24 protein-coding genes are annotated in these 26,029 nt (G+C 68.1%); 14 read left to right on the top strand and 10 right to left on the bottom strand.

The features are described from left to right. Window positions 1-4 precede the first annotated feature (4 nt). Genes ACZ6O0_RS36395 through ACZ6O0_RS36385 form a run of 3 tightly spaced genes read left to right on the top strand, consistent with a single transcriptional unit; the run spans window position 5 to window position 3,503 of the window. The gene (locus tag ACZ6O0_RS36395) at window positions 5-1,369 is read left to right on the top strand and encodes a family 4 glycosyl hydrolase (protein WP_465769595.1); all 1,365 of its coding nucleotides are present in this window, start codon (window positions 5-7) and stop codon (window positions 1,367-1,369) included. After that, the gene (locus tag ACZ6O0_RS36390; RefSeq protein WP_465769594.1) at window positions 1,366-2,514 is read left to right on the top strand and encodes an SIS domain-containing protein; all 1,149 of its coding nucleotides are present in this window, start codon (window positions 1,366-1,368) and stop codon (window positions 2,512-2,514) included. The genes ACZ6O0_RS36395 and ACZ6O0_RS36390 overlap by 4 nt, the downstream gene beginning before the upstream one ends. After that, the gene (locus ACZ6O0_RS36385; RefSeq protein WP_465769593.1) at window positions 2,511-3,503 is read left to right on the top strand and encodes an N-acetylglucosamine kinase; all 993 of its coding nucleotides are present in this window, start codon (window positions 2,511-2,513) and stop codon (window positions 3,501-3,503) included. The genes ACZ6O0_RS36390 and ACZ6O0_RS36385 overlap by 4 nt, the downstream gene beginning before the upstream one ends. Before the next feature lie 25 nt (window positions 3,504-3,528). Here the strand turns inward: ACZ6O0_RS36385 and ACZ6O0_RS36380 are convergent, their stop codons facing one another. Further along, window positions 3,529-3,990 carry a MarR family winged helix-turn-helix transcriptional regulator gene (locus ACZ6O0_RS36380; protein ID WP_465769592.1) on the bottom strand — a complete coding sequence of 154 codons (462 nt, stop codon included), beginning with the start codon at window positions 3,988-3,990 and terminating at the stop codon, window positions 3,529-3,531. A gap of 124 nt (window positions 3,991-4,114) precedes the next feature. Between ACZ6O0_RS36380 and ACZ6O0_RS36375 the strand changes: the two genes are divergently transcribed. Next, the gene (locus ACZ6O0_RS36375) at window positions 4,115-4,378 is read left to right on the top strand and encodes a hypothetical protein (protein WP_465769591.1); all 264 of its coding nucleotides are present in this window, start codon (window positions 4,115-4,117) and stop codon (window positions 4,376-4,378) included. Here the strand turns inward: ACZ6O0_RS36375 and ACZ6O0_RS36370 are convergent. Then, the gene (locus tag ACZ6O0_RS36370) at window positions 4,334-5,383 is read right to left on the bottom strand and encodes an RNA polymerase subunit sigma-70 (RefSeq protein ID WP_465769590.1); all 1,050 of its coding nucleotides are present in this window, start codon (window positions 5,381-5,383) and stop codon (window positions 4,334-4,336) included. The two genes, ACZ6O0_RS36375 and ACZ6O0_RS36370, sit on opposite strands and share 45 nt — an antisense overlap. A gap of 128 nt (window positions 5,384-5,511) precedes the next feature. Here ACZ6O0_RS36370 and ACZ6O0_RS36365 point away from each other — a divergent pair, with 128 nt between their 5' ends. Both ACZ6O0_RS36365 and ACZ6O0_RS36360 read left to right on the top strand, forming a co-directional pair. Next, window positions 5,512-6,084: a dihydrofolate reductase family protein gene (locus ACZ6O0_RS36365; protein WP_465769589.1), complete on the top strand. Its 573-nt coding sequence runs from the start codon at window positions 5,512-5,514 to the stop codon at window positions 6,082-6,084. Continuing rightward, window positions 6,084-7,493, top strand: a complete 1,410-nt coding sequence (locus ACZ6O0_RS36360) for an MFS transporter (RefSeq protein WP_465769588.1) — start codon at window positions 6,084-6,086, stop codon at window positions 7,491-7,493. The genes ACZ6O0_RS36365 and ACZ6O0_RS36360 overlap by 1 nt, the downstream gene beginning before the upstream one ends. Here ACZ6O0_RS36360 and ACZ6O0_RS36355 read toward each other — a convergent pair. After that, window positions 7,440-7,736, bottom strand: a complete 297-nt coding sequence (locus tag ACZ6O0_RS36355; RefSeq protein ID WP_465769587.1) for a putative quinol monooxygenase — start codon at window positions 7,734-7,736, stop codon at window positions 7,440-7,442. The two genes, ACZ6O0_RS36360 and ACZ6O0_RS36355, sit on opposite strands and share 54 nt — an antisense overlap. Window positions 7,737-7,908: 172 nt before the next feature. Between ACZ6O0_RS36355 and ACZ6O0_RS36350 the strand changes: the two genes are divergently transcribed. Further along, entirely contained in the window at window positions 7,909-8,457 is a 549-nt protein-coding gene (locus ACZ6O0_RS36350; protein ID WP_465769586.1) for a CHRD domain-containing protein, read from the top strand. Between the two features lie 11 nt (window positions 8,458-8,468). Here the strand turns inward: ACZ6O0_RS36350 and ACZ6O0_RS36345 are convergent, their stop codons facing one another. After that, window positions 8,469-9,659: a hypothetical protein gene (locus ACZ6O0_RS36345; RefSeq protein ID WP_465769585.1), complete on the bottom strand. Its 1,191-nt coding sequence runs from the start codon at window positions 9,657-9,659 to the stop codon at window positions 8,469-8,471. Beyond that, window positions 9,656-10,741, bottom strand: coding sequence for a HesA/MoeB/ThiF family protein (locus ACZ6O0_RS36340; protein WP_465769584.1), 1,086 nt, complete (start codon window positions 10,739-10,741; stop codon window positions 9,656-9,658). Before ACZ6O0_RS36340 ends, ACZ6O0_RS36345 begins: the two co-directional genes overlap by 4 nt. Window positions 10,742-11,024: 283 nt before the next feature. On the opposite strand from ACZ6O0_RS36340, the gene ACZ6O0_RS36335 reads away from it, so the two are divergent. The 7 genes from ACZ6O0_RS36335 to ACZ6O0_RS36305 all read left to right on the top strand — a co-directional run bounded on the left by ACZ6O0_RS36335 (window position 11,025) and on the right by ACZ6O0_RS36305 (window position 17,642). Continuing rightward, window positions 11,025-11,771: a P-loop nucleotide/nucleoside kinase family protein gene (locus ACZ6O0_RS36335; RefSeq protein ID WP_465769583.1), complete on the top strand. Its 747-nt coding sequence runs from the start codon at window positions 11,025-11,027 to the stop codon at window positions 11,769-11,771. Between the two features lie 527 nt (window positions 11,772-12,298). Then, window positions 12,299-13,669 (top strand): hypothetical protein, encoded by a 1,371-nt coding sequence (locus tag ACZ6O0_RS36330; protein ID WP_465769582.1) that lies wholly within the window; start codon window positions 12,299-12,301, stop codon window positions 13,667-13,669. 54 nt (window positions 13,670-13,723) lie between these two features. After that, entirely contained in the window at window positions 13,724-14,716 is a 993-nt protein-coding gene (locus ACZ6O0_RS36325; RefSeq protein WP_465769581.1) for a D-cysteine desulfhydrase family protein, read from the top strand. Window positions 14,717-14,789: 73 nt separating this feature from the next. Beyond that, window positions 14,790-15,557 (top strand): maleate cis-trans isomerase family protein, encoded by a 768-nt coding sequence (locus ACZ6O0_RS36320; protein ID WP_465769580.1) that lies wholly within the window; start codon window positions 14,790-14,792, stop codon window positions 15,555-15,557. Next, window positions 15,554-16,177 (top strand): VOC family protein, encoded by a 624-nt coding sequence (locus ACZ6O0_RS36315; RefSeq protein ID WP_465769579.1) that lies wholly within the window; start codon window positions 15,554-15,556, stop codon window positions 16,175-16,177. Before ACZ6O0_RS36320 ends, ACZ6O0_RS36315 begins: the two co-directional genes overlap by 4 nt. Beyond that, window positions 16,174-16,419: a hypothetical protein gene (locus tag ACZ6O0_RS36310; protein WP_465769578.1), complete on the top strand. Its 246-nt coding sequence runs from the start codon at window positions 16,174-16,176 to the stop codon at window positions 16,417-16,419. The genes ACZ6O0_RS36315 and ACZ6O0_RS36310 overlap by 4 nt, the downstream gene beginning before the upstream one ends. Beyond that, a complete protein-coding gene (locus tag ACZ6O0_RS36305; RefSeq protein ID WP_465769577.1) occupies window positions 16,416-17,642 on the top strand; it encodes an alpha/beta fold hydrolase in 1,227 nt (408 codons plus the stop codon). Before ACZ6O0_RS36310 ends, ACZ6O0_RS36305 begins: the two co-directional genes overlap by 4 nt. Window positions 17,643-17,648: 6 nt before the next feature. Here the strand turns inward: ACZ6O0_RS36305 and ACZ6O0_RS36300 are convergent, their stop codons facing one another. Genes ACZ6O0_RS36300 through ACZ6O0_RS36280 form a run of 5 tightly spaced genes read right to left on the bottom strand, consistent with a single transcriptional unit; the run spans window position 17,649 to window position 26,012 of the window. Continuing rightward, a complete protein-coding gene (locus ACZ6O0_RS36300) occupies window positions 17,649-18,392 on the bottom strand; it encodes a TetR/AcrR family transcriptional regulator (protein WP_465769576.1) in 744 nt (247 codons plus the stop codon). Between the two features lie 9 nt (window positions 18,393-18,401). Continuing rightward, complete coding sequence (locus tag ACZ6O0_RS36295) at window positions 18,402-20,048, bottom strand: (2,3-dihydroxybenzoyl)adenylate synthase (RefSeq protein WP_465769575.1); 1,647 nt, start codon at window positions 20,046-20,048, stop codon at window positions 18,402-18,404. Further along, window positions 20,045-21,586, bottom strand: coding sequence for an FAD-dependent monooxygenase (locus tag ACZ6O0_RS36290; RefSeq protein ID WP_465769574.1), 1,542 nt, complete (start codon window positions 21,584-21,586; stop codon window positions 20,045-20,047). The genes ACZ6O0_RS36295 and ACZ6O0_RS36290 overlap by 4 nt, the downstream gene beginning before the upstream one ends. Next, window positions 21,583-23,898, bottom strand: coding sequence for a hydantoinase B/oxoprolinase family protein (locus ACZ6O0_RS36285; protein WP_465769573.1), 2,316 nt, complete (start codon window positions 23,896-23,898; stop codon window positions 21,583-21,585). Before ACZ6O0_RS36285 ends, ACZ6O0_RS36290 begins: the two co-directional genes overlap by 4 nt. A 2-nt stretch (window positions 23,899-23,900) precedes the next feature. Next, window positions 23,901-26,012: a hydantoinase/oxoprolinase family protein gene (locus ACZ6O0_RS36280; RefSeq protein WP_465769572.1), complete on the bottom strand. Its 2,112-nt coding sequence runs from the start codon at window positions 26,010-26,012 to the stop codon at window positions 23,901-23,903. Window positions 26,013-26,029: the final 17 nt, after the last annotated feature.

Raw genomic sequence — 26,029 nt, 5'->3', positions numbered from 1 at the left:
ATCCGTGAGTGAGAAGTCCATCGTCCTGATCGGCGCGGGCAGCACGGTGTTCACACCGGGTCTGATGACCGATCTCGCGTCCACGCGGACGTTCGATGGCTGGACAGTTCATTTGGTCGACCTGAACGGCGAGGCCGCCGAGACGATGGCCAGGGTCGGCCGCCGGATCGCCGCCGAACGCGGAGCCGAACTCGAGTTCGTCCCGCACGTCGACCGGCGGGAGGCGTTGCCCGGCGCGCGCTTCGTGACCACGACGATCGCGGTCGGAGCCGCCGCGGGCTGGCGCGCCGACGTCGAGGTGCCGGCCAGGTACGGCATCGCCCAGACCGTGGGCGACAGCGTCGGGCCGGGCGGCGTCCTGCGGGCCCTGCGGCACGTGCCCGAACTCGTGGCCATCGGCAACGATGTCGCCGACCTCGCACCCGAGGCACAGCTGATCAATTATTCCAACCCACTGACGGCGAACGTCCGGGCGATCACCGCCGAGACCGGCCTCAACGCGGTCGGCCTCTGCCACGGCACCATGCACACACTGTCCAAACTGGCCGCCGACCTGGGATACCAGCCCGGTGAGCTGAAGGCTGTCTTCGCCGGCCTGAACCATCTCTGCTGGCTCCTCGACGTTCGGCACGGACCCGAGGATGTGTATCCGCTCCTGCGTCGGGCCGTGGCCGAGCGCGCGGGTGGAGTCGACGCGCCCTCCACCAGCGAAGAAGGCGTGCACCTGCCGGTGTCGGCCGACCTGCTGCGGACGTTCGGGCTCTACCCGGCACCGGGTGATCGTCATGTCGCCGAATTCTTCGGCGGGTACCTGCGCGCCAAGGACGGCAGCCCGGCCGACGACACGGATCTGCCCTGGGGCCTGCAAGGTGGCCGGGACGCCACCATGCGGTACATCGGCCAGAAGGACGATCTCTGGGAGAGGCTGCACGCCCAGGCCGACGGCAAGGCACCGCTCCCCCGGACCGACAATCAGGAAGCGGAGCGGCTGGTAGCGATCGCCGAGGCCATCGTGACCGGCAAGGACCACGTCGAACTGGCGGTGAACCTGCCGAACGAAGGCAAGATCCCCAACCTGCCGTCGACCGCTGTGGTCGAGGTCCCGGCGGTGGTCGGCGCCGCAGGGATCATCGGCCTCGGGGTAGGACCGTTGCCGGACGGGATCGCGGCCGTCCTGTCCGCGCGAGCGCAGCAACAGGAGATCACCGTTCGCGCTGCCCTGACCGGCGACCGGTCGCTCGCACTGCAAGCCTTGGCCCTGGACCCGCTCGTCGGCGGACTCACCGTCGCGACCAGCATCCTGGACGACGCGATCAAGGCCCATGCGCCGCTGCTCGATCGCTTCGCCGCGTCCGAGGTCGCCGCATGAACCGAGCGCCCGTCGGCACTCCGGGGGATCTGACGTCGCTGGCCACCTACCAGGAGGTCGTCCAGCAGCCCGCCGTCTGGCGGGAGGCCGCCGCGACCCTGGCCACCAGGTCTCCCGAGGTTGCCGCGTTCCTCGACCCGTTGCTCGCGCTGCCGGACCTGCGGATCGTGCTGACCGGGGCGGGCACGTCGGCGTTCGCCGGCGAAGTGCTGGCTCCCGCGCTGGCCCGAACCCTCCGGCGCCGGGTGGAGGCGATTGCGACCACCGACATCGTCTCGAACCCCCGGGAGATGTTCGCCGAGGACGTCCCGACGCTGCTGGTCTCGTTCGCCCGGTCCGGTGACAGCCCGGAGAGCGTCGCAGCCACCGAACTCGCGGCGACCTGCCTGGCGTCTGTGCACCAACTGGTCATCACCTGCAACGCCGATGGCCGACTCGCCCGCGAACATGCGCGCACCGCCGCGTCACTGGTCCTGTTGATGCCTCCGGCAACCAACGATCGGGGCTTCGCGATGACGTCGAGCTTCACGTCGATGCTGCTGACGGCCTGGCTGGCGCTGGCCCGGGATCAGCATCCCCGGCTCGCCGATCGGCTGGCCGCGGCGGCCGAGCAGGTACTCGCTCGCTCGGACGACCTGGCCCGACTGGCAGGCGGCCATTACGACCGGGTCGTCTACCTCGGGAGTGGCTCCCTGGGCGGTCTGGCCAGGGAGTCGGCGCTGAAGCTCCTCGAACTGACCGCGGGCAAGGTCGTCAGCTACTACGACACCCCACTCGGATTCCGGCACGGGCCGAAGGCGGTCCTCGAGAAGCGGACCCTCGCGGTCGTCTACCTCTCCAACGACCCCTACACCCGCCAGTACGACCAAGACATCGCGGCAGAGCTCCGCGCGGCGATCGGTCCCGAGAACGTGCTCGTCGTCAGCGCCCGGCCCGAGGATCCGGCAGTCGCCGCGGATACCTGGCAGATCGACGGAGTGGCCGATGTGAACGACGCCGTACTGACGCTGCCGTTCGTGCTGATCGCTCAGGTGCTCGCGGTGCAGTTCTCCGTGGCGCTCGGCCGGATGCCGGACAACCCGTTCCCCGACGGCGAGGTCAATCGTGTCGTCCAGGGCGTGACCATCCACCCACTCCAGCCGTGAGCATCTATCTCGGCGTCGACGGAGGCGGATCGGGTACGGCGTTGTGCCTGATCACCGGAACGGGTGAGCTACTCGCGACATCGGAGGCGCCCAGTTGCTACTACCTCGATTCGAGTTCGGAGGAAGGCGCTTCCCTGGTGGAGCGTGTCCTGGCCGAGGCTGTCCCTCGAATCTGTGCCCTGGCCGGCATCCAGCCTGCCGCGATCACGTCCGCGTTCTTCGGACTACCGGCGTACGGCGAGGTGAGCGCCGACCTACCACAGCTCGACGCTGCCCCTCGGGCCGCGCTCGGGCACGACCGGTACCGCTGTGACAACGACATGGTCTGCGGTTGGGCGGGTTCACTCGCGCTCGCCGACGGCATCAATGTGATCAGCGGGACCGGATCGATGACCTATGGCCGCTACGGCCACACCGGCATCCGGGTCGGCGGCTGGGGCGAGTTGTTCGGCGACGAGGGATCCGGCTACTGGATCGGGGTCCGGGGTCTGCGGGCGTTCTCTCAGATGAGCGACGGTCGGCTTCCTCCTGGCCCCCTGCTCACCGTGTTGCGCGAGCATCTCGAGCTGTCGTCCGACCTCGATCTCATCGACGTCGTGCTCAATCGCTGGCGGGGCAGCCGGCGGGCCGTGGCCGCATTGTCGCGACCGATCGTGCAGGCAGCCGGGCTCGGGGATGCGGCGGCGGCGCGCATCGTGGATCAGACCGCGTCCGAGCTGGTGCGGCTCGTGGAGACGACACGGACACGTCTAGGCTTCGCACCGACGAGAGCAGTGCCGGTTTCGTACTCAGGCGGAGTGCTCACCACACCCGCCGTACTGCACGCTTTCACGAACGAGCTTGCGGCGCTCGAGCATCCTTACGATCTGCGGACCCCGGCGTACAGCCCGGTCATCGGCGCAGCGCTCTACGCAGCAGACATGGCCGGCGAACCGCTGGAAGTGAATGCCAGGCAAGCGCTGCGGCGCAGTCAGGTAAGTCCCACCTGACGTTCGGGTGACCGTGGCTACGCCGTCAGCTGTGGGTGGCGGTGGCGGCGGCGATGACTCGGGTGAGGCGGGCGTGGAGGTCCATCAGTTCGTCGATGTCCATGCCGAGACGCTCGACGATGGCGGGGGGCACTTGGAGGGCTTGGGCGCGGAGGGCGCGGCCTTTGTCGGTGAGGGCGACGGCCAAGGCGCGCTCGTCCGTCGCGGAGCGGTCGCGACGCAGGAGGCCGGCGGCTTCGAGGCGTTTGAGCAGCGGGGACAGCGTCGCCGGCTCGAGCTGGAGCATGCCGGACAGGTCCTTCACCGAGACCGGCTCGAACTCCCACAGCGCCAGCATCACCAGGTACTGCGGGTGCGTCAGGCCCATCGGCTCGAGGACCGGCCGGTACAGCGCGATGACGCTCCGCGAGGCGACCGCCAGGGCGAAGCAGACCTGATGCTCGAGAGCCAGCGGATTCTCGGGCGGAGTGATCTTCGTCGCTGCCATGTGATTAGCGTAGCAACCTTGTGTAGCCTAATGCTTAGTACACTAATCATTGGGAGAGACGATGGAGCAACAGACGCGACCCACGGAGCGACGCGTGCTACGACGCCGGCGTACTCCTCGTCCGATGAACATCGAGACCGTCCAGCGCTGGGTCGTCTCCGCCGTCCTCTTCCATGTCGGCAGCGTCCCCGCCATCACGCTGGCCGTCTACAGCATCGGTGTCGCGGCCGGCGACTTCGGCCGCGGTGTCGGCCTGTGGTTCATGTCCGGCGTGATCGGCGTCCTCACCGTCGCCGGCATCCTCGCCATCTTCCGCCGCAGGCTGCTGTCCCCCTGGCTCCTGCTAGGCATCCTCCCAACCGCCGTCACCGGGTTCTACATCTTCTGACCCCCGTACGGCGGGCAGCGTCCGGGGCAGCCCGCATCTGGCCAGGAACATCTTCTCGAACCGGGTCAGCGCGCTGATCTGCTCGCCCGCGAGGGTGATCACGAACAGCCCGGTGCCGTGGAAGGCACCGTCGGCACCGCGAACATAGGCGCCGAACGCCGGCTGGCCGTTGGCGTGGGTGGGAATCAGGCGGTACTCGCGGCTCGCGGTGAACAGCAGCCGCCAGAACTCGGCGACGATCGGCTTGCCCTCGTACTCGAACGGCATCGGCGGCATCGAGAGGAAGACGTCGTCCGTCAGGAGTGAGATGACCCCCTCGACGTCGCTCGCCTCGTACGCCCTGACGAACTCAGCGACCAGTGTCGCTTCGGCGGATGAGCCGGACTGTGCCGCCGCCCGCCGCGGCGGTTCCTTGAGCAGTGCGGCGCGCGCTCGTTTGAGGGCGCTCGTCACCGACTCCGTCGTGGTCTGCAGCATGTCGGCCACGTCACGAGCCCGATAGCCGAGGACGTCACGCAGGACGAGCACAGCGAGCTGGCGTGGTGGCAGCAACTGCAACGCGGTCACGAACGCGAGCGAGATCGACTCGCTCTGTTCGTACTGCGCCTCCGGTCCGGGCGCCGTACCGACATCGGCTGACAGGTGCTCGGGTAATGGCTCGAGCCAAACGACCTCGCCGTACCGCGTCGCGGCCGGTGGTTGCACTCCGGGCACGTCCCACTCCTTCGCCGGCCGACGACGGGTCGCCCGCCGCGCGTTCAGGCACCTGTTGGTCGCGATCGTGTAGAGCCACGTGCGGACCGACGAACGGGCTTCGAAGTCCGGGATGGCCCGCCAGGCTGCGAGCAGGGTCTCCTGCAGCGTGTCCTCCGCGTCCTGCAGCGAGCCGAGCATCCGGTAGCAGTGCACCAGCAGCTCACGTTGATACGGCTCGCTGAGCTCGCGGAACGCGTCACCGTCACCGGCCTGCGCTCGTACCAGCAAGTCGTCCTCGATCGGTCGCATCCGCCGACCACCTCCTTCGCCGATACAGACACCTCCGGGAACGAGAACTGGGCGGTGCCCCGCCGCCCAGTTTCGGAGTCGCCCGGTGCCTACCTCAACCGTCCGTACCAAAACGACAGGAGAGTTCGATGGGACGCATCGTAGTCAGCACCAACGCCACGCTGGACGGGATCAGCCAGGACCCGACCGGCGAGGAGGGTTTCGAGTTCGGCGGCTGGTTCACCCGGATCCCCGACGGCGACCGCGACGCCTGGGCCAAGGTGGAGTTCGAGGAGGCACTCAACACGGCTGCGCTGCTGATCGGTGGCCGCAGCTATGAATGGTTCGCGCAGCGGTGGGTGGGACGTCCGGGCGAGTGGGCAGCCGCGCTGGACCGGCTCCCCAAGTACGTCGTCCGTTCCACTGCCGGCCGGACGGACTGGGGCCCGACCACCGTCCTCTCCGGTGACATCGCCGCTGAGATCGCGAGCCTGCGGCAGCGGGTCGACGGCGACATCGTGGTCTATGCCAGCTACGAGCTCGTCCGCACGCTCGCCGAGAACGACCTCATCGACGAGGTGCGGCTGATCGTCTTCCCGCACATCGTGGGCTCGGGCGGACGGGTGTTCAGCGACCTCACAGTTCCCCGCGCGTTCCGGCTGTCCGGTGTCGCGACCGTGGGCGAGGGCCTCGTCCAGCTGACGTACGAGCGGAGCGCCTGATGCGGCCCAGATCCGGACTTGTTCTGCTGCTGTGCTGCCTTGCGCAGTTCATGGTCGTGCTCGATGTGGCGATCGTGAACGTCGCGCTGCCGACGATCCAGCGGGACCTGCACATCACGCAGGACTCGGTGCAGTGGATCGTCACGGCGTACGGGCTGATGCTCGGCGGTTTCCTGTTGCTCGGCGGCAGAATCGCCGACTTGTGGGGACGGCGCCGTACCCTGCTCGCCGGGCTGGCGGTCTTCACCACGGCCTCGGTCCTCGCGGGATTCGCCGGCTCGTTCGGAGTACTCGTTGCCGCGCGGGCACTGGAGGGTCTGGGGGCTGCGATGATCCCGCCGGCAGCGTTGGCGATCCTCGCGGTGACCTTCGCCGAAGGCACCCAACGCAACCGGGCGCTCGGCGTCTTCGGCGCCACCACGGGCATCTCGGCGTCGATCGGCGTACTCGCAAGTGGTCTGCTCACCGCCGGTCCGGGCTGGCGGTGGATCTTCTTCATCAACGCGCCGGTGGGGGTGGGGCTGATCGCGCTCGCCGTACTGACGCTTCCTGGCCAAGCTCCCGGGCGCGCAGCGCGGCAGCGCTTCGACCTCGGCGGTGCGGTCACGGCGACCGGCGGTCTGCTGTTGCTCGTGTACGCCGTGAGCCGGTCGAGCGTCCACGGGTGGGGATCGGCCGGCACCCTGACACTGCTCGCCGGATCGGCCGCGGCGTTCGCCGTGTTCCTGGTCATCGAGACCCGATCGTCCGCGCCGCTGGTACCGGCGGCAGCGATACGGAACCGGTCGCTGGTTGCTGCGAACCTCGCCGCATTCCTCTTGTTCGGCGCGATCTTCGCATCCATCTTCCTGGGGTCGCTGTTCATGCAGCAGGCGCTCGGCTACTCGCCCACGCGCACAGGTCTGGCCTGGCTCGCGACCACCGTCACGTCCTTCGTGACCGCGGCGACGAGCGGCGCGAAACTCGTGGGAATCGTCGGACCGCGGCGCCTGATCGCCGTGGGCTTCGGGGGGCTCGCCGTCGCCGCGTACCTGCTGACCCAGGTCGCCGCACATCCGCACTACGCGAGCGGCCTGATGCCGATGTTGTTGCTGACCGGGTTCGCCGGAGGCCTGGCCGCGCCGGCCATCCAGATCAGCGCTCTCACCGGAGTGCGCCACGACATGGCCGGGCTGGCCGGCGGGCTCGTCGAGACAATGCGCGAGGTCGGCGGAGGCGTCAGCGTCGCCGTCGTCGCCACGGTGCTCGCGTCCCGCGGTCTGGACGTCGACGCGTTCCACCGCGCGTACTGGGCCGTACTCGCGGCGGCCGGCCTGGGACTGCTCGTGACACTCGCGGCGTTCCCCCGCCCTCAGCTACTTGACCGCGATGACGTCGATCGTGCGGATGTCCGGGTCGGCGGCCAGTAGGTCGGGACCGACCTGTCCGAGGGCGGCCGGGATCTCGCCGTTGAGGTGAGCCTGCCGGCCGTCCTCGTCGGCGAACGTGTCGAAGATCCCGAACGTCGCCGGCCCGAGCCGGAACGCGTACCAGGTGACGGTCCCCGCCTCGGCGGCCGCCAGCTCCCGCCCCTTCTCGAGGAACGCGCGCAGTTCCTCCTCCTTGCCCGGCTTGGCCTCCAACGTCGCCAGCAGTCCCCGGTCGATGCTCATCGCGGTGGTCCTCTCGAGAGTTCCCTCCTTCGACCGTACTGCGCGCCGCCGGCAGCTCACGCTCCCGGGACGGCCGGCTAGGCAGGCCCGGGGCGCGAAGCCTTGCCAACCGACTTCTGTGTGACGAGGATCACATCAACGATGCTCCGGTCCGGCCGAGGAGGGGACAGAGATGGTGTCGAGAGGACGTTTCCTGGCAGTGGTCATCGGGATCGGAATGGCGGTGACCGCGTCCGGCAGTGTCGCGACGGCGGGCCGGGACGACTCGGGCAGCGTGCCGACCACCGTCCGCGAGCAACTGACCGGGTTCGAGGAGGACCCGGCGCCGATCTCGACGAACGGCTCGGGTCAGTTCCAGGCCCGGATCGATGAACGGCGGCAAGAGATCACCTATCGGCTCAGCTACACCCAGCTGGAAGGCCCGGTCCAGCAGGCCCACATTCACTTCGGTGGGAAGGCCCAGAGTGGCGGCATCAGTGTGTTCCTGTGCACCAACCTGGGCAACGGCCCCGCCGGCACCCAACTGTGCCCGGCGGCACCGGCGACCGTGACGGGCACGATCAGGCCGGCCGACGTGATCGGCCCGGCCGCCCAGAGCCTGACCGCCGGCCAGTTCGCCGACTTCGTGAAGGCACTCCGGAACGGCACCACCTACGTCAACGTCCACAGCGGAGCTTTCCCTGGCGGTGAGATCAGAGCCCAACTCGGCCACCAGCACTGACCCGTCGCGATTCACCGGCCCGAGGTCCGGGCTGCGGTGATGGTTGTGCGGAGGACGCGTGCGGCGCTGCGGACGGCGCCGTACATCATCAGCACGTTGGGAACTGCGGAGAGGAGGGCGCTCACCACGCCGGCCAGGCCGAGCGGGCTGAGTAGGCCGTGCTGTACGACGGCGTCTGCCGACATGCGCAGGATCAGCCAGATCGCGGGCAGTGCGAACTTGACGTAGTACCAGGTCCCCCAGATCACGCCGGGGACGTACAACAGCAGGTAAGCGGTGCCCCAGCGGGCCTCGCGGCGGCCGACCGCGTCCAGATGGGCGAGGTCGTCCGGCGTGGCCCGGCCGATCAGCCGGCGCGCCACCGCGCCCTTCGTGGTCCACAGGTTCCGGCACCCGGTGACCACGACGAAGATCGCGTAGAGGTCCGTCCTCATGAAGACCTCGAACTGGAAGACCAGGCTGCCGAACCGGTTGAGGACAGCCGCGCGCAGCATCGCCTCGAGCAACGGGTCGGTGTCGCGCAGGGGCCAGGCCAGTAGTGCGAGCAGGACACCCATGACCGCGACATCGACGAGCAAGCCCGCGGCGAGCGGAAGGACCCGCTGCCGTCGCGGAATCATCCACATCCGGCTCAGGTCGGTCTGGAAGACCAGGCTCCACAGCCGGCGGCCCATCGAGATCGACGCCGGCACTCCGCGCGCTGCGGCGGCGAGTAGATGCGCGAACTCGTGCACCATCGTCAACGCGGTCGCAATCACGCTCGTGATGAGGATGCTCACCAAGGGAATCGACGTGACCACCGCATCGGCGTACACCGGTCGTAGCTCTGGTCGAGTCAGCAACAGCACAGCTCCGACCGCGGCCAGCGTCGCCTGTACTGTCACGCCGACCCGGCCGAAGAGGATTTGCCCCAGGCGCCGGCCACGCGGCGGTCGCTCGAGGTCGGGCGCAGAGTCTGTCCCGGGAGAGATCAGCAGGCCGGCCGCCTCCAATCCGGCCACGAACCCAGCGACGTCCACCGCCTCGCCCGCGTGCTCTTCGGCGCGCCGGGCGCACTCGTCGATGTCATAGCCATCCTGCAACCACTGCACGACCAAACCGCCGACTGGCGGCACCGCCACGTAGTCCGCCGCGTGCCGACTACCGAGGATGTATCCGTCGCCGTCCGCGACCAGCGTGAGGTCGCGGAATCGCTCGGTCATCGCTTCGGTGGACACAGCTCACACTCGGGGTGGTATTGCCAGGACGCCTGCCGGGTCTGCATACCGCCGGCCAGCTCCAGGACCTGGTACGTCGCGGCCGACACCGGCGGCTCGATAGCGGTCAGGTAGCGCATGACCTCGAGAGACACGAACCCGGCAGCGAGCTGCACCACTGGACCGGTCGCACGGTTCACGGCCGGCGGCTCGATGATCGGATCGGTGCGCAGTACGTCGGGTAGAGCGGATTCCTGGTCGCGGTGGTGGAGATCGAGGCAGCGGCGGCACGGGCTGACACCCGGGTGCACCGACCGGTACGACAGTGTCGAGTAGCGGAGTCCGGCGACGACGTACGGAACGCCGAGCTTGAAACACGCCTCGTTCACGATGAGTTGAACGCCCTCGGGCGAGTCGATGGCCGACACCACCACGTCGGCGTCGCCGGCCAGTGCGACGATCGATGCCGCGTCGGTGATCCGCTGGTGTACCGCGACGACCTCGGTGTCGGGTGCGTACGAGCGCATCCACCGCGCCGCACAATCCACTTTGCGCTGACCGATGCTGTCCGGCCCGTAGAGGAACTGCCGTGCCAGATTCTTGCTCTCGACAACGTCGCAATCGACGATCGTCACCTTGCGCACGGCCAGTCCGGCCAGCGACTGGAGTACGCCGGAACCCATGCCACCGACGCCGAGGATGAGCACGTGTCCCCGGTTCGCGGCCTGCAGCAGGTCGACGCTCGACCGTCCGAGGTTGGAGAACAGGTCGTAGAAGTACAGGTTGCTCCGATGCCGTTCGAGGACCTCCGGCTGGAGGGTCAACTCGGCGTCGGCCTGCTCGAGGAGTCCGAGCCCGTCGAGTTCGGCCAGCACCCGGCCGACTTCCTCCGTCGTCACCGGGAACCCCTGCTGCGTCAGTACGGCGGACAGCGCGGGCGGCTCGTACTGGCCTGTCGTGAGGAGAGACAGCAACGCAACGAGCGCCCCGCTGTCGTCCTCCAGGTGGAGACGCTCCAAGGCGCCGCGCTCGATGACCACCTGCGCACCGGACCGGTTGACAGTGACCGACTTGAGGCGCGGTCTCACGGTATCTGCGGTGACCACGGTTTTCCTTTCTCTACGGGCAGGCCGGGTGAGGCGCTGCGGGCAGGCCGGGCGGGCCGATCGCCCACCCGGCCGGCCTCGATCACATGTGGCCCTCGATCTCGTTCATGTGCCGGTCCGTCGCCTCGATGCGCTCGACCTTGGTAATCGTGATCTGCATGTCTGTCCTCCTCTCGTTCCCGAATGACTCCCACTACGTCCCCCGCAACAGAAGCGGTTCCACACTCATTCGGACGAGAAGCGCCGAAGGTTAGACTCTGGTCATGTGAGCGAAGAACCGGACCACGAGCACGCGCGTGTCTTCTGGGTGGGCGGTCCGGCGGCAGCGGGCAAGACCACGGTGAGCCGCCGACTCGCGCGAAAGCACGGATTCCTTTGGTACAGCGTCGATGCCTATGCATTCGCCCACGAGAAGCGTGCAGCCGCGGCCGGCCTTCATGTCCTGGGCACCGGTCCAGGAGACTTCGATCGCAGGCCGATGATCATGGAAGACATCCAGTCCCTGCCCGTAGACACATCGGTTGTCGTCGAAGGCGCATTCGTCACCCCCGAGATGGTCGGGGTCGCCGGGAACGCGGTCTGGCTGATGCCTTCCCGAGAGGAACAGCTCGCACGACTGGAACGCAGGCATCCAGGTGGTGCGCACAAGGATCTCGTCTGGGGCTGGGAGCTGGTGCAGAGCCAGCTAGAGGGCACCACCGCAAGCGTCATCGTGGTCGACGGTCAATCTGTCGAGCAAACACTCAAGGCGGTCGAGCAGAGCTTCGGCACGATCCTGGAATCCTGCCCTGCAGCCCGCACCACCGAAGACCGGCAGTCCCTGATTCGCACAAGCAATCGCCAACTCGCCGACCACACAACCGAAAGACACCGCACGCTCGCCACATTCGATTGCGAGTGCGCACAAACAGACTGCCATGAGCTTGTCGAGCTCACCCTCGATGACATGCCAACCGCGCTCGCTCAGGCACCCCCATCAATCGTCTCCCCCGAACACTCCGACTTGCCCTGAATGGGACCGTCCCTCGAACTGAGCCGGCTTCGGGGTTCGAGTCCGTGGCGGCGCACAACAGCCGAGATCAGAAGTGCCGACCTGGGCTGCGCCCCGTCGCGACCGTTGTCAGAGGTGTTTGGCCGGTGGGAGACTGCTGGCAGCGGATGAGCAGCCGACGCACCGGGCGCTTCTGCTCGCCGCTGTTGGGTCTGCTTGCCGCGGGCGCTGTACATGCAATGCCAGGACGACGCCGAGATCGTCCGCCGACAAAATGGAAGGGAGGCGTTTATGACGAAAGAAATCAGATCACTGCATGAACACCCAATCTAGGTATGTTTGGGTCTAAGCTGATCCATAAGGATAAACAATTCACCAGGGCTCGAGCCGATGCTGGATAAGATCGAAATGAGCCGGTTGGCGGGATTGGTGACCCGCAAATGCAATAAAAGCTCCAACCGCGGCTTTGTCCCCCACTGATTCGGGAGTGGGGGACTATTTACTCCCTAGGGGCAGAGCGTTTGTATCTCATGGCTCAGATTCCGTTCGTGGATCTTCGTTCCTTCGTGCACGATCCGTCCACCCAGCGACTGACGAAGCCGCAGTGGCCGGTGCCGATCGCCGGTCATGAGTTCGTCCGCCGCTTCGGTGTGGTCAGGAAGGATCCACGGGGAAGTCTGCTCGGGTGGGCCGGTGAAGAGCACTACTGCAGCGCCGCGAAGGCGATCACCTTCGGCGAGTCGCCCAAGCGGTCGACCGCCTTCCACCTGCACCCGCTGTACAAGCGGCTGATCACCGACGGCGTCGTCGGCCGGATCGAGTTGGGTTTTCGCGCCCGTGACACGACGGACTACCTCGCGGTGGCCGACGCGATCGGGCAGATCGAGGTCAGCGTCGGGAGAGAGAAAGTCCGGAAGCTGCATCAGGCCGGTCCGGCCATCGCTCTCCTCTATGCGCGTTCGACGACGGCTCTCAGCCTCGGCGACGGACACCGCGCCGGGCTGGTGCTCCCAGGGGCGCCCCTCACGCTCATCGAGAGAGGGACGGCTTCGCGGGGCAGGGCGGGCGTCGATACGGTGCACGAATTGGCCATCGAACATCAGTGGCATTGGCGGGAGGGGACGGGAACGGCACTGTGGGTCCTGGAGCAGGAGGCGGGCACCGCTGTCTGGTTGGTTCGCGACGCCAGGAAGCACGCGATGCGACTGCACTGCGAGTACGAGGCCTTCGCCGCGATCCTCCGGGCCTGCATCAGCGGCCGCATTCTTCCGCACGAATCTCCGGAGCTGACCGACTACTTGTATTCGCGCGCGAAGCGGCTGCTGCGGTCGGATTTCCGGAGCATGCCCCAGGGCGACATCCTCGGGCAGGTCGCGACGGCACGCCGCTCCTTCACGGAGGGAGACATCGCCTCCATGGAACAAGCGTTCTCCAAGGTGAATTCCAGTCTCCGGAGACTGATCAAGGAGGCGGCCTACATCCCGGCGCCGGCAGCGGCCGGACAACAATATGACGACGGGCCCGCAAAATACATTATCCGTGTTGAAACTGGAGGAACGGTCCACGTGACTGACCAGAGCTGGAAATTCGAGAACTCGACCGTTGCCGGGGTGTTCGGCAACAATGCTCACGTCGAAGGTTCGCAGATCGGAAATCAGTACAACAGCGCCACGGTGGATCTTCCGGGGCTGGCGAAGGCCTTGCTGGAGCAGCTGACCGTTCTCCGCCAGGACGGCCTGGCCGTCGAGGACAGTCTCGAGCTGGCTCAGGTCGTCTCGGAGGAGACCTCCAAGCCCCAGGTCAACAAGAACCGGATCAAGACGCTGATCTCGAGTATTGCGAGCTCTGTCAAAGAGCTGGGACAAGCATCCGTGCCCGTCATGCAAACGATCGAAGGCATCCACAAGATGCTCCAGTAGTTTCGGGCAGGGCATCATGAGAGCTGGCCCGTGCCGGCCCAGTGAGGAGTACCTGTGACTGATGATGTGGAGTCGAGTCCGCGGGTGTCGCTGGGGAGCTGGCCGACGCCGTTGGAGGCCTTGCCTCGGTTGGCGGAGGAGCTTGGGCTTCGGGCAGGGGATCTTTGGGTCAAGCGGGATGATCTGACGGGTGTCGGGGGTGGGGGCAACAAGCTGCGTAAGCTCGAGTGGAGCTGTGGTGCCGCGCTGGCCGAGGGCGCCACGGTACTGATCACCACCGGCGCTGCGCAGAGCAACCACGCTCGCCTGACTGCCGCCGCGGGGGCGCGGCTCGGTCTTGAGGTCGTGCTGGTGCTGGCGGGCACGGCTGGATCCTCGGCCTCGGGCAACCTCGCGCTGGATGGTCTGTTCGGCGCGAGGATCGTCTGGGCCGGGGACGCCGGGGACGAAGAGCTGGCCATCGCCGCTGAGAGCGTCGCCGACGCCATGCGACGCCGGGGCGCTGTTCCGGTCGTCATCCCGTTCGGTGGTACGAGCGTGACCGGCGCGCGAGGCTATGTCGAGTGCGCGAAGGAGCTGCTGGAGCAGGCGCCGGATCTGGGCACCGTCGTCTGCGCAGTCGGTTCGGGCGGCACGATGGCAGGCTTGGTCGCGGCCCTCGGACCTTGTCGCGTTCTCGGTGTCGACTGCGGTGCCATCGCGGATCCGGCAACGACCATCGCCAACCTCGTCTCCGGGCTCTCCGACGAGCCTGTCACCCCTGACTCGTTGCGACTGGACAGAAACCAGATCGGAGCGGGCTACAGCACGCTGACGGAGCCGGTGAAGTCTGCGCTCGCCCTGACCGCCCGCACCGCCGGCATCATCCTCGACCCGATCTACACCGGGCGTGCGATGGCGGGATTGATCGCGGCGGTAGGCGCGGGAGCATTGCGCCCGGGCCATCGGATCGTCTTCCTGCACTCCGGTGGACTACCTGGCTTCTTCGGACATCCCGCGACGGTGGCGTGGGCCGAGTCGCAGTCACCAAACCCAGCCGGCCGCTGAGGTCGGGCGTGGCCTGCGTCGCAGATTTGACGGTAGCGTTGACTTTTTGTCGGAGGCGTCGAATCATGGAGGTATGGATCAGGTTCGGGTCGGGCTGGTGGTGCCCAGTTCCAATGTGACCGTCGAGACCGAGTTGCCGGCTCTGTTGGGGCGGCATCCGGGGGCGGCGTTCTCCTTTCATGGCAGCCGGATGCGGATGGCCAAGGTGTCGCCCGAGCAGCTGATGGCGATGAACGCGCAGCGTGAGCGTTGCGTGATGGAGCTCGGGGACGCGGATCCGGATGTGCTGTTGTACGCGTGCCTGGTCGCGTTGATGGCGGTCGGTCCCGGCGAGCATCAGCGGGTCGAAGGGCTGATCGCCGAGCAGCTCGCGACCGGCGGGTCCAGGACGCTGGTCCGGTCGAGCGCCGGCGCTCTCGTGGAGGCCCTCCGGGCTGTCCCGGCGCAGCGGATCGCGATCGTGACGCCGTACCTCAAACCGCTGGCCGAGCGGGTTGTCGGCTATCTCGAGGCCGAGGGCTTCGAGGTGGTGGACTGGCGAGCCCTCGAGGTCGAGGACAACCGCGAGGTCGGCTGCATCCCGGGCGATCGAGTGATGGCGGCTGCTCGGTCGCTCGACTTGAGTCGCGCCGATGCGCTGGTGATCTCGGCCTGTGTCCAGATGCCGTCGCTGCCAATCATCGACCTAGCCGAGCAAGAGTTCGGTCTGCCCGTGCTCTCGGCGGCGACCGCCGGTGCCTACAGCATTCTCCAGGCGGTGGGTCTGCCGCTCGCGCTGCCGGGCGCCGGGTCGTTGTTGCTGCGCGACACCTACCAGCGATCAGGAGGAGCACCTCGATGAACGACCTGGCCGGCCGCCATCTGGCCCGCGGTGTCGACCACGCCGCCTTCCCGACCTTCGACCCGGCCGGGACGATCCGGTTCTACCGTGACGTTCTGGGCTTCCCGGTCGTGCATTCGATCTGCGCCGCCGGGTGGGGTCCGGACGACCACCCGGACTTCATCCACTTCTTCTTCGACATCGGCAACGACGACCGGATCGCGTTCTTCTACTACTTCGGCCTGCCGAAGCCGACGACCGAGGAGAAAGGCGATGTGTACGCGCGGTTCGCGGAGACCACCCCCGAGTGGTTCGTCAGGTCGCGTCATCTCGCGATCCATGTCGACTCCGAGGACGCGCTGCTGGAGTACCGCCGCCGTCTCGACCAGAGCGAGTGGCCGGTCGAGATGCAGATCCAGCACGAGACGATCGAGTCGATCTACACCCACGACCCGAACGGCTACATGATCGAGGTCACCCGGGCGTTGCGACCGGTCACCCCGCAGGAGGACCTGGACGCCAACCTCACCATCGACGCACTCGTCGACATCGTCCGGCGCGACGGACACACGATGGACGATCTGCTGACCCGCAAGGCCGAGCTGATCGTCGAGCGCGCACCGTCCTGGCAGCCGGCATGACCAGACTCTTCGTGCTCGACGTACCCGAGAACACGTCGGTCGCCAAGGTCGCCGGGCAGGCGAACGGTGTCGTGGTCGACAAGCTCGGGCCGTACTTCGTCATCGCCTCGGACCAGGCGATCGTCGTCGACCGCCGCGCGACCGGATGCCGGCACGCGGTCTGGTACAGCTGTATTGCCGGCCTGGACGGAGGTCGCATCGTCCAGTGGGACAAGGACGCGTTGCGCGTGGAGCCGAGATGACGGCGACGCGGCTCGGCTCGGGGCGCTACGCACCGGGCATCGACGAGCCGGACGGTGTCGAGACGAGCGTGCACGAGCTGACCACGAGCGACGGAGCCAAGATCGTCGGCGTTCTCCGCGTGCCGCGCGGCGCCCGGACCGCCATCACGATCATGCATCCACGGCAGGACGTCACGCACCACGCGCTCGTTCCCTACCTCCTGGGCATGGGGCACGCGGTCTGGACGCAGGGCTCACGTTCGCCGAACAACGACCTCAATCTGCTGCACGAGCAGGCGATCATCGACTTCGCCGCCGGCCACACCTTCCTCCGCGACTTCGGCTTCGGCACGGTCCACTCGCTCGGTCATTCCGGCGGCGGTACGCTCGCCGCCTTCTACTGTCAGCAGGCCGGTCTGCCACCGGCGGAGCGGCTGACGGCAACGCCGTCCGGCCGGCCGGTGCACCTCGCGGAGACCTCGATGCCGCTGCCCGACGGTTGCATCTTCCTGGCGCCGCATCCCGGCCAAGGAGCGCTGCTGCTCCGCGTGATCGACCCGTCGGTCGCCGACGAGTCCGATCCGCTGTCGGTCGACCCCGAGCTCGACCCGTTCAACCCGGCCAACGGTTTCGTTCCGGCTCCGGCCTCGAGCCGCTACGAGCCCGGCTTCATCGCTCGCTACCGAGCCGCTCAGGAAGCCCGGGTACGGCGTCTCGACGCAAGAGCCCGCGGTGACGTGACAGAGGCCCAGACGGCCAACAGTGCGTTCAAAGCGACCGGCAACTCGGCCGACCGGCGTCGTGCGCTCGCACCGCGGATCATGACGGTCTTCCGGACCGACGCCGACCTGCGCACCGTCGATCTGTCACTGGATCCGAACGAGCGCCCGTACGGATCGTTGTTCGGTCGCCGTCCCGATCTGACGAACTACGGCCTCGTCGGCTTCGGCCGGTTGTCGACCGCGGAGGCTTGGCTCTCGACCTGGTCCGGCCCGTCGACCAACGCCGACTTCGTCCGCTGCGCGCCGGGCGTGACCGTACCGACGCTGCTCCTGGAGTTCACCGGCGACCAAGCGTCGTACCCGGCCGACATCGCCCGGATGGCCGATGCCCTCGGCGCCTCCGACCTCACCGTCGATGCCGTCGCCGGGACGCACTTCGGCGGGCCGATCGCTCCCGGCGATCCGACAGGTACGGCGTTGGCCGCGGAGAAGATCGCGCCCTGGCTGGCCGCCCGCACCTGACCGGGGTCACTCGTCGGCGGCGAGGAGCTGCTCGAGGTGGGCGACGTCCTGCTTGAGTCGTTGCAGCGCTCGTGTCCGGGCATCGATCCCCGGATCGGCATCGCCGGCGGACAGCACGGAGGCAACCGCCAGGTCGGCGATCGTGTCGGCGACCCGGCTGTTCTGCTCCGGCGTACCAGGGTGATGCCACCACGCGACCCAGTTGCACTGGCCGATGACCGCCAGCGCGGCGATCCGGGCGTCGACCGGCCGGAACTCCCCGGACTCGACGCCGGACTCGATCACCGCGACGATCTCGTTGAGGACCTCGCGGCGGCTGCGGTCGTACGGCCCGACGAGCTCGTCCGGCAGGTCCGCCTCGGAGCGGATCAGCAGCTGGAACTTCGCCGGGTCACTCGCCTGCTGCAGCGCGATGGCGTGCGCGATCTGCCGGAGCTTGTCCGCGGCGCCCAGTCCGGTCCGCTCCCGGATCGCGCGCAGCGCCCGGGCAGGGCCCTCGGCGAGCTCGCTGACCAGCTTGGCGAGGATCTCGTCCTTGTTCTTGACGTAGTGGTAGAGCGCCGGCCGGGTCAGGCCGGTCGCGTCCGCGATGTCCTTCAGGCTCGTGCCGGAGAAGCCCCGCTCGGCGAACAGCCGGGTCGCCTCGGCGATGATCTGACTCTCCACGAGATCGCGGCGCGTGCTGCTCCGGCCCTTCTCGTCTCCGTTGGCGTCGACGGCCTTCTTCCGCGGCTGCCGTGTCGAGTTCATGCGGAGACTCTAACTGCCGGCATCCGGCGCGAGGGCCGCTGCGACACGCTTGCGCAACCACACCTTGTCGATCTTCCCGACCTTCGTCCTGGGGAGGTCGTCCAGCAGTTCGACCCGCTCGGGCCACTTGTACTTCGCCACCCCGAGCGACTCCAGGTACCGCTGGACGGCCGGCAGATCGACCGCGGCTCGTGCCACCAGGTACGCGCAGGACCGCTCCCCCAGCCGGACGTCCGGCATCGCGACGACCGCCGCCTGCTCGATGTCCGGATGCCTGATCAGCAGCAGCTCGATCTCCTCCGCGTTGATCTTCTCGCCGCCGCGATTGATCACGTCCTTGATCCGGCCCTCGATCAGCAGCTGCGACTCGCCGTCGTACTCGGCCCAGCGCGCCAGATCGCCGGTGCGGTAGAACCCGTCCGCGGTGAAGGCCTGTGCGTTGTGTTCACCGGCCGCGTAGTAGCCGGGAATCGTGTACGGCCCGCGGCAGCACAGCTCGCCGACTTCGCCGTACGGCGCCTCGACCTCGGTGCCGGGCAGCAGGATGCGAATCTCGTCGAGCTCGCTCAGCGGGGTGCCGACCGTCCGCAGGCGCGCCTCGCGGGGATCGTCGAGACGACTCATCACGAACAGTCCCTCGCCCATGCCGAACAGCTGCCCCGACCAGATTCCTCGACGCTCCAGCTCGTCGAACAAGGCCTCGGGAACCTTGGTCCCGGAGAGCAGGACCTGACGCAGGGTCGGCAACCGGTCGAGGAAAGCGGACTGTCCGAGTGCGCCGAAGTGGCCGTGCCCGATGAGCGCGGTATCGATACGCGCGCTGGACAGCAGGGACAGGGAGTCGACGGCGCTGGACGTACCCAGCACAAGGGTGGCCCCACAACTGTGGGCGGCATGGACCGCACAGGTGATGCCCGCGTTGTGGATGACCGGGATCAGATGCCCCACCCGCGTCCCGACTCCCCAGCCGAGGCGCCGCGCGTAGGCGGCGGCGTTGTACCAGTACTCGGCATGCCGGCGCGGGATGAGTTTCGGTACGCCGGTAGTCCCGCCGGACAACTGCAGCGCCGCAAGGTCGTCCGGCCCGACCGCACGCTGTGCTTCGTCGATCCGGGAGCGAACCGCGTCGTCACTCAGGCCGGCACCGAGGCTCTCGAGGCTGACCCCGGCGCCCGTCGCTCCGATGGTGATCACGTACCGCAGACTCGGATGGTCCTCGGCGATCTCCCGCGCGAACGCGACCAGATCGAAGGGCAGACCCGCCTCGACGAGGTGGGCTGTCGCCGAGGACTGCCGGCTGATCTCGGCGATCTCGTGCGCCCGATGCGCGGCGAGGGTGGCGACGGGGACCAGGGCCGCCTTGAGGCAGGCGTACCAGGCGACGACGGTCTCCAGCCGATTGGTTGCCTGGAACAAGATACGGTCGCCTGGTCGAAGACCGAGCTCGAGCAGACCTGCGCCGATCCGGTCCGTGGTCGCGTCGAGTTCGGCGTACGTCAGAGTGCCTTGCTCGGTGACGAGGGCCGGTTCAGAGGGGTGTCGTCGTGCGACCGCGGTGAACTCTGGTGCGATGGACCTGGTCCCCCAGAGGCCGGCCGCCCGGTAGCGCTCGGCGAGGTCGGGCCGGAACGGCGGCACCAGTTCGTGAGTGATCATGCGGCACCGGCGATCAGGTCTACGACATCGATGCGCTCACTGACGAGCGCGCCGACGGCGAGATCGGTGTAGCGCTCGGGCAGCTGCGTCACGACGAGCGTACCCACCTCGCGCCGGATGCGCTCCGCGACGTCGAACATCGTGAGTACGGAGCCCGGATCGTCCGTGGTGGTGAGGATGACGCCGGACATCGCCGGATCCGTGGCCGCGTCCGACACCGACTTGACGAGGGTGTCGGCGTCCGTCCCCCAAGGATCGGTCACCGTGACTCGGACCGGGAGCAGCCCTGGGATCTCCGACGCCCGAACGCGCCGGGACGCAAGGCTGTGTGTCGGTTGCCGCAGCACCCATTCGGTACGGTCCGCGTCGTCGACAGCGGCGACATCGCAGCGGCCGTACTGCGCCAGCGCGGCGCGGACGACGTCGGGTGCGGTGATCGCGAAGCGGTCGACAGAGACCTTCCCGGCCCGGGTCATGTAGGAGAGGAGTAACTGCTCGACCGGCAGGTCGAGCCTGGTGGGGTACGAGTCCCACCAGCTCATGCTGCGCGCAGCAGTTTCCTGCAGGTGCTCGACGATCGGCCGCCGCGTCGCCTCGTACCGAACCAATGCCTCGCCGAGGTCGGTCGACTCCGCGATGGCGGTGTCCAGAGCGATTCCGCCTTCCATGGCGAGCTTCGTCCCGGATCCGATCGAGTAGTGCGCGGTGTGGGCCGCGTCGCCGAGGAGTACGACGTTGCCGTCGTACCAGCGTTCGCAGCTGACGGTCCGGAACCGGAGCCAGCGGGTCCGGTTCCCGATCAGTCGATGCCCGTGCAGATGCTGCCGGAAGGCGTCGCTCAGGTACTCCAGAGCATCCGTGTCGTTCGCATCTACAGGCAACCGGTCGGTGGTGACGTCGAAGCCGGCCCGGCGCCACGTCTCCTCATCGGTCTCGATCAGGAAGGTGCTCCGGTCCCGCGCATACGGATAGGCGTGGGCGACGAAGGTGCCGTACTCGGTCCGGACCGGCGTGAACACGGCCGCCGGCAGTGCGACATCCGTCCCGGCCCACAGGTACAGACCCTTGTGGACGTCGACGCGCGCACCGAAGACGTCCGCGCGAGCCTCGCGCGTCCCACTGCTGACTCCGTCCGCGGCGATCACAAGGTCGGCGTCCGACTCGGCTGCGTCGGCGCGAGCGCCGTACCGGAACTCGACGCCCGCGGCCTCCGCGTGCCGTCGCAGGACATCGAGCAGAGTCGACCGGCCGATCGCGATCAGGTTGTCCAGTGCCAGGCTCACCTGCCGGTCACCGACCGCCATCGACATCTCGTGCGGCCAGGAACGAGCAACGATCGCCGCGAACGTCGCGGGGTCGGCGGCCTCCAGGTTGCGCTGGGTCCGCGTGGCAAGTCCGACGCCGAAGCCGAAGGTGCTCGCTGGTTCGGACTGTTCGAAGACCCGGACCCTGCTCCCGGGATGCCTGAGCTTGAGCAGGCGGGCGACGTACAGTCCGCCCGGTCCGCCACCCAGGACATCCACCGTGCCGAGCTTCACTGCTGCCTACCCGCGAGCGCGAAGCGGCTCAGCTCCGAGACGTGGTCGGCATGATCCCGGGGAACGACCACGGAGTGGACCGCTGTCCAGCACGACGGACAGCACAGCTGCCGGAAGACCACGTCGTCATCGACGTACGTCGACGGATCGGAGGTGATCTGCGGACCCGCATCGGTCGACGGTCCCTCGAAGACCGCCAGCTCCAATCGCGAACTCGTGGACAGGTCCGCCAGTTGATGACCGCAGTGTGCACAGCCGACCTTGTTGCCGGCGACAACGAGGTTGTCGTCCAACCGCCGCGCGTCCGCCACGTCGACGCGCACTGCCTCGTCGACCTGCGGTGCGCCCGACTGCTGCCGCCGCTGCTCGCGCATCCGCGCCCGCAACTCGGCGGTCTCCTCCTGGTCGACCACACCCTCGTGCAGCACGACGCCGTACACCTCGGCGGCCGCCGCGGGCGAGACCTTCTGCTCGCGTACGTCGTAGGCGACAGCGACCGGATCGCGGTGCAGGGGGTCGCCGTACCCGCCGCCGCCTTGCCAGCTGAGGTACAGCACTTCGCCCGGAGCGAGATAGGACTGCGCATAGCAGTTGCCGAGCTCGACCTGGTCGCCGAACTCCTCCAGCGACTGCGGGATCCGGCCCTGCGCGAGCAACCCGTGGACATCGATGCCCCGGGCAACCGCATCCAGGCCGGTGTTCCCGGGGTAGCCACCCGCGAGCCCGTTGTTCTGGGAGACCGCCTTGCCGGCGGACGCGAGGACGAGCCCCGCGGGGTTGTTCGAGCCGTACAACGTGACGGCCACCGAGGCGCTGACACCGCCGCGCTGCCGGCCGGGACCACCCGAATCAGGTTCCTCCCGCCGCCACAACGTGAGCAACGGATAGAGGAACTCCGTCATCTCGACATCGGGGATCCGGCCCATCGGGATGCAGAACAGGCCGCCGGTGTCCATGCCGTCCGTCTGCGGGCGAGCGCCGAAGCCGCCCGCCATTGGTTCCATCATCACGTTCAGGAAGGGCATCGGTACGTCGCCACGTTCGTCCAGACCCGCCACGACCGCGGTGTCCCACGTGCCGCAGCAGGCGGCCTGGACGCTCTTGCCCAGGTCGACCGATTGGTCGAGGAGCTGCGACAGGCACTCGGCGACCAGCGTGCCGGTGAGCCAAGCCGGTCCGATCGGCCCGCGGCTCACGGCGGCCGGGAAGGTCGCGTTGTTGATCGTGCCCTCCTCCGCGATCAGATCGAAGCAGCGCATCAGACCGCCCGCGGACCAGGGGATGTCGTGCGCGAGGATCGGGAGCAGCGCGAGCATCACGCCGCCGCGCATCCCGGCGTACGTGCAGTTGATCACGCCGCTCTGCGGATCGGTGCCGTGGAAGTCGAAGGTCAGGTGGTCGCCCGCCTTGGTCATCGCGACGGTGATCTTGTGTACGCCGCGATCGCCCTCGTGCGACTGGTCCTGGTACCCGGTGGCGCGCCAGGTGCCGTCGGGCAGGTCGGTCAGCTTGTGCCGCAGCCGGCTCTCGGCATCGGCCATCATCCGCTTCATGACCGCCTTCACCGTGTCCGCGCCGTACTGGTCGATGACATCGAGGAGGCGCTTGCGGCCGACCGAGTTCGAGCCGATCTTGGCGCGCAGGTCGAGGTTCACCAGCATCGGTACGCGCGATCGCCGGACCCAGGCATCGGCGACGTCGTTCTGCAACTCGAAGTCGCGCACGACCTTCACCGGGGGTGTCGGCAACGCCTCGGCGAAGACGTCCTGTGCCGCCGGGGAGAACGAGCCGAGGCCGACTCCGCCCAGGTCCGGCTCGTGGCAGATCGCACTCGTCCAGGCGAACAGCTTGCCGTCGACGAAGACCGGCTGGAACACGATGACGTCACTCTGGTGCAGCCCACCGCCGACCCACGGGTCGTTGCAGAGGAACATGTCGCCTTCGCGGATGCCCGGGTTCTCGGCCCGGTGCTGCAGGGTCCAGTAGATCGCCAGGTCCACCGCACCGACCAGCATCGTGTTGTAGAGACCGACCTGGACTTCCTGGCCCAGCTCGTCGCAGATCGCGAAGTCGAAGTCGTTCGCATCGGTGACGATCGGCGAACCCGACATCCGCTTCAGCGCCTCGCCCATCTCCTCGGTGACCGACCACAGCCGGTGCCGGATCACCTCATAGGTGAGGGGATCGAGGTTGTCGATCTGCTCCTGGCCGACGCTGTGCACCGGGAGCGCCGCGGGCAGCGCGGAAGCGAGAACGGCCGGGTCGACGGGACGGCTGGAGAAGTACTCCGAGCCGGGAATCTGCATGACCATGCTCAGGACCTCCGCTGGGTGTCGATCGTCAGGTTGCCGAGGTGGTCGACCACTCCGGCCATGTCCGGAGGTACGACGACAGTCGTGGTGGGCACCTCGATCACGGCCGGTCCGGTGATCACGTGGCCGGCCTTCAGCGCGCGATAGTCGTAGACCGGTGTCTCGACGTATCCGACGCGGGCGTCGAGGCAGACCTTCCGAGTGGAGCGCAGCGCGGCGATGGGATCCCGCCCGTCCGCGTCGGCGAGCTTCGGCAAGGTGGGCGAGAACGGCAGCATCCCGGTACCCCGGACCCGGAACGTGATCGCCTGGATCCCGGCGGCACCGAAGCCCGTGCCTTCGCCGTACAACTCGGCGTACCGCTTCTCGAAGGCAGCGAGCGTGTCGGCCATCGTGGTCGCGTCGAGCGGCCCGCTCGGCACCTCGACCGAGACCTCCGCGAGTTGTGCGGTGTAGCGGAGATCGAGCGACCGGACGTACTCGATCTGCTCGTACTTCAGCCCTTGCCGGCCGAGCGCGGACTCGACCTGGTCCTGGAGGACGGCGAAGTTCCGCGCGGCGCGCGTGGCATCGAACGGCATCGGCCCCGGGTCGGACAGCTCCGACGCGAGCACGACATCCGACGAGGCCAGACCATAGGCGGAGAACGCCGACGCGACCGGCCCCAGTGGTACGACGACCTCGCGCACGCCGACCTCAGCGGCATAGGACGCGCAGTACGCCGGACCGGCGCCACCGAAGGCGTAGAGCACGAACGACCGCGGATCGTGGCCGGCCTCGACCACCGTCTTGCGCAGCAGGTCACCGGTCTGGGCGTTCTGGATCGCGTAGATCGCGGCCGCGGCATCCTCCACGCTGAGCCCCAGTGGCGCGGCGATCTTGTCGCGGATCGCGCGCCGGGCCGCGTCGAGGTTCAGTGCCTTGCGTCCGCCCAGCAGCCCGCTCTCCGGGAGGACGCCCAGGACCAGATTGGCATCGGTGTTGGTCGGCTCGGTCCCGCCCGCGTCATAACACGCGGGCCCCGGCACGGACTGGGCGCTCCGCGGCCCGACCTGCAAGTTGCCACCGGCATCGATCCAGGCGATCGCGCCACCACCCGCACCGATCGCGTGCACCTCGAGCGTGGGCACGTTGACGGGGTGGTGGTTGATGATCGTGGTGCTGGCCCGGACCGGTTCGCCGTCCACGATCAGTCCGACCAAGAACGTCGTACCGCCGACATCCGTGGTGATGATGTTGCGATGACCCAGCTGGCGGCCGAGCGACACCGCGCCGACGACGCCACCGGTCAGGACGGATCCGACCGTACTGATTGCGCTCGACGGGGCCTCGCTCGCGGCGATCGCACCGCCGTTGCTCTGCATCACCAGCAGCGGACCGGCGAGTCCCGCCTCGCGTAACCGGCCCTCCAGGGCACCCAGGTAGTCGCGCAACCCGGGACCGATCTGCGAACTCATGATGGTGGTCGCGTTCCGGGCGAACTCACGGATCCGCGGACTGACCTCCGAGCTCAGCGCGACGAAGACGTCCGGGTCGAGCTCGTGGATCAGTTCCCGGATCCGTTGCTCGTGCACCGGATTCTTGAACGACCACAACAGCGAGACCGCGATCGACCGGATCCCCTCGCCCAGCAGGCTCGTCACCGCGGTACGGACCGATTCCTCGTCGAGAGGTACGACGACCTTGCCGTCGCGATCGACCCGCTCGACGACCTCCAGCGCGTGCCGCTTCGGGATCAGGCCGTGGTTCTTGCCCTGACCGAGCACGTTCTGCAGCTCGTCGGGTGAGGAACCGAGATAGCGGCCCTCCACGTTCATGATGAAGATCGAGTCGCGGTGCCCGATCGTGGTGAGGAACCCGACGGGCGGCACGTTGCCCGTCACCAGGGCGTTCAGCGACGACGTCGTACCGTGCGCGACATGGTGGGTCCGGGCGAGCATCCCGCCGACCGGCTCACCGAGCTGCTCGGCCAGCACCACCAGCGCGTCCATCACCCCGCGCGAGTAGTCCGAGGGCGTGGACGGTGCCTTCGCCGCAACGATCGTCCCCGCATCGTCATCCAGCACCGCATCCGTGAACGTCCCACCGACATCCACCCCGATGACATACCCCATGGTCTCCTCGCTTCCTC

This window comes from Kribbella sp. NPDC048837 (assembly GCF_055586945.1).
This window is presented reverse-complemented; position numbering and strand designations above follow the sequence as displayed.

Coding starts and splice junctions, on each gene's coding strand:
- ACZ6O0_RS36390 (WP_465769594.1), top strand. CDS start 1,366: ATGAACCGAGCGCCCGTCGGCACTCCGGGGGATCTGACGTCGCTGGCC.
- ACZ6O0_RS36380 (WP_465769592.1), bottom strand. CDS start 3,990: ATGGCAGCGACGAAGATCACTCCGCCCGAGAATCCGCTGGCTCTCGAG.
- ACZ6O0_RS36375 (WP_465769591.1), top strand. CDS start 4,115: ATGAACATCGAGACCGTCCAGCGCTGGGTCGTCTCCGCCGTCCTCTTC.
- ACZ6O0_RS36370 (WP_465769590.1), bottom strand. CDS start 5,383: ATGCGACCGATCGAGGACGACTTGCTGGTACGAGCGCAGGCCGGTGAC.
- ACZ6O0_RS36365 (WP_465769589.1), top strand. CDS start 5,512: ATGGGACGCATCGTAGTCAGCACCAACGCCACGCTGGACGGGATCAGC.
- ACZ6O0_RS36360 (WP_465769588.1), top strand. CDS start 6,084: ATGCGGCCCAGATCCGGACTTGTTCTGCTGCTGTGCTGCCTTGCGCAG.
- ACZ6O0_RS36355 (WP_465769587.1), bottom strand. CDS start 7,736: ATGAGCATCGACCGGGGACTGCTGGCGACGTTGGAGGCCAAGCCGGGC.
- ACZ6O0_RS36350 (WP_465769586.1), top strand. CDS start 7,909: ATGGTGTCGAGAGGACGTTTCCTGGCAGTGGTCATCGGGATCGGAATG.
- ACZ6O0_RS36345 (WP_465769585.1), bottom strand. CDS start 9,659: ATGACCGAGCGATTCCGCGACCTCACGCTGGTCGCGGACGGCGACGGA.
- ACZ6O0_RS36320 (WP_465769580.1), top strand. CDS start 14,790: ATGGATCAGGTTCGGGTCGGGCTGGTGGTGCCCAGTTCCAATGTGACC.
- ACZ6O0_RS36315 (WP_465769579.1), top strand. CDS start 15,554: ATGAACGACCTGGCCGGCCGCCATCTGGCCCGCGGTGTCGACCACGCC.
- ACZ6O0_RS36310 (WP_465769578.1), top strand. CDS start 16,174: ATGACCAGACTCTTCGTGCTCGACGTACCCGAGAACACGTCGGTCGCC.
- ACZ6O0_RS36305 (WP_465769577.1), top strand. CDS start 16,416: ATGACGGCGACGCGGCTCGGCTCGGGGCGCTACGCACCGGGCATCGAC.
- ACZ6O0_RS36300 (WP_465769576.1), bottom strand. CDS start 18,392: ATGAACTCGACACGGCAGCCGCGGAAGAAGGCCGTCGACGCCAACGGA.
- ACZ6O0_RS36295 (WP_465769575.1), bottom strand. CDS start 20,048: ATGATCACTCACGAACTGGTGCCGCCGTTCCGGCCCGACCTCGCCGAG.
- ACZ6O0_RS36285 (WP_465769573.1), bottom strand. CDS start 23,898: ATGGTCATGCAGATTCCCGGCTCGGAGTACTTCTCCAGCCGTCCCGTC.
- ACZ6O0_RS36280 (WP_465769572.1), bottom strand. CDS start 26,012: ATGGGGTATGTCATCGGGGTGGATGTCGGTGGGACGTTCACGGATGCG.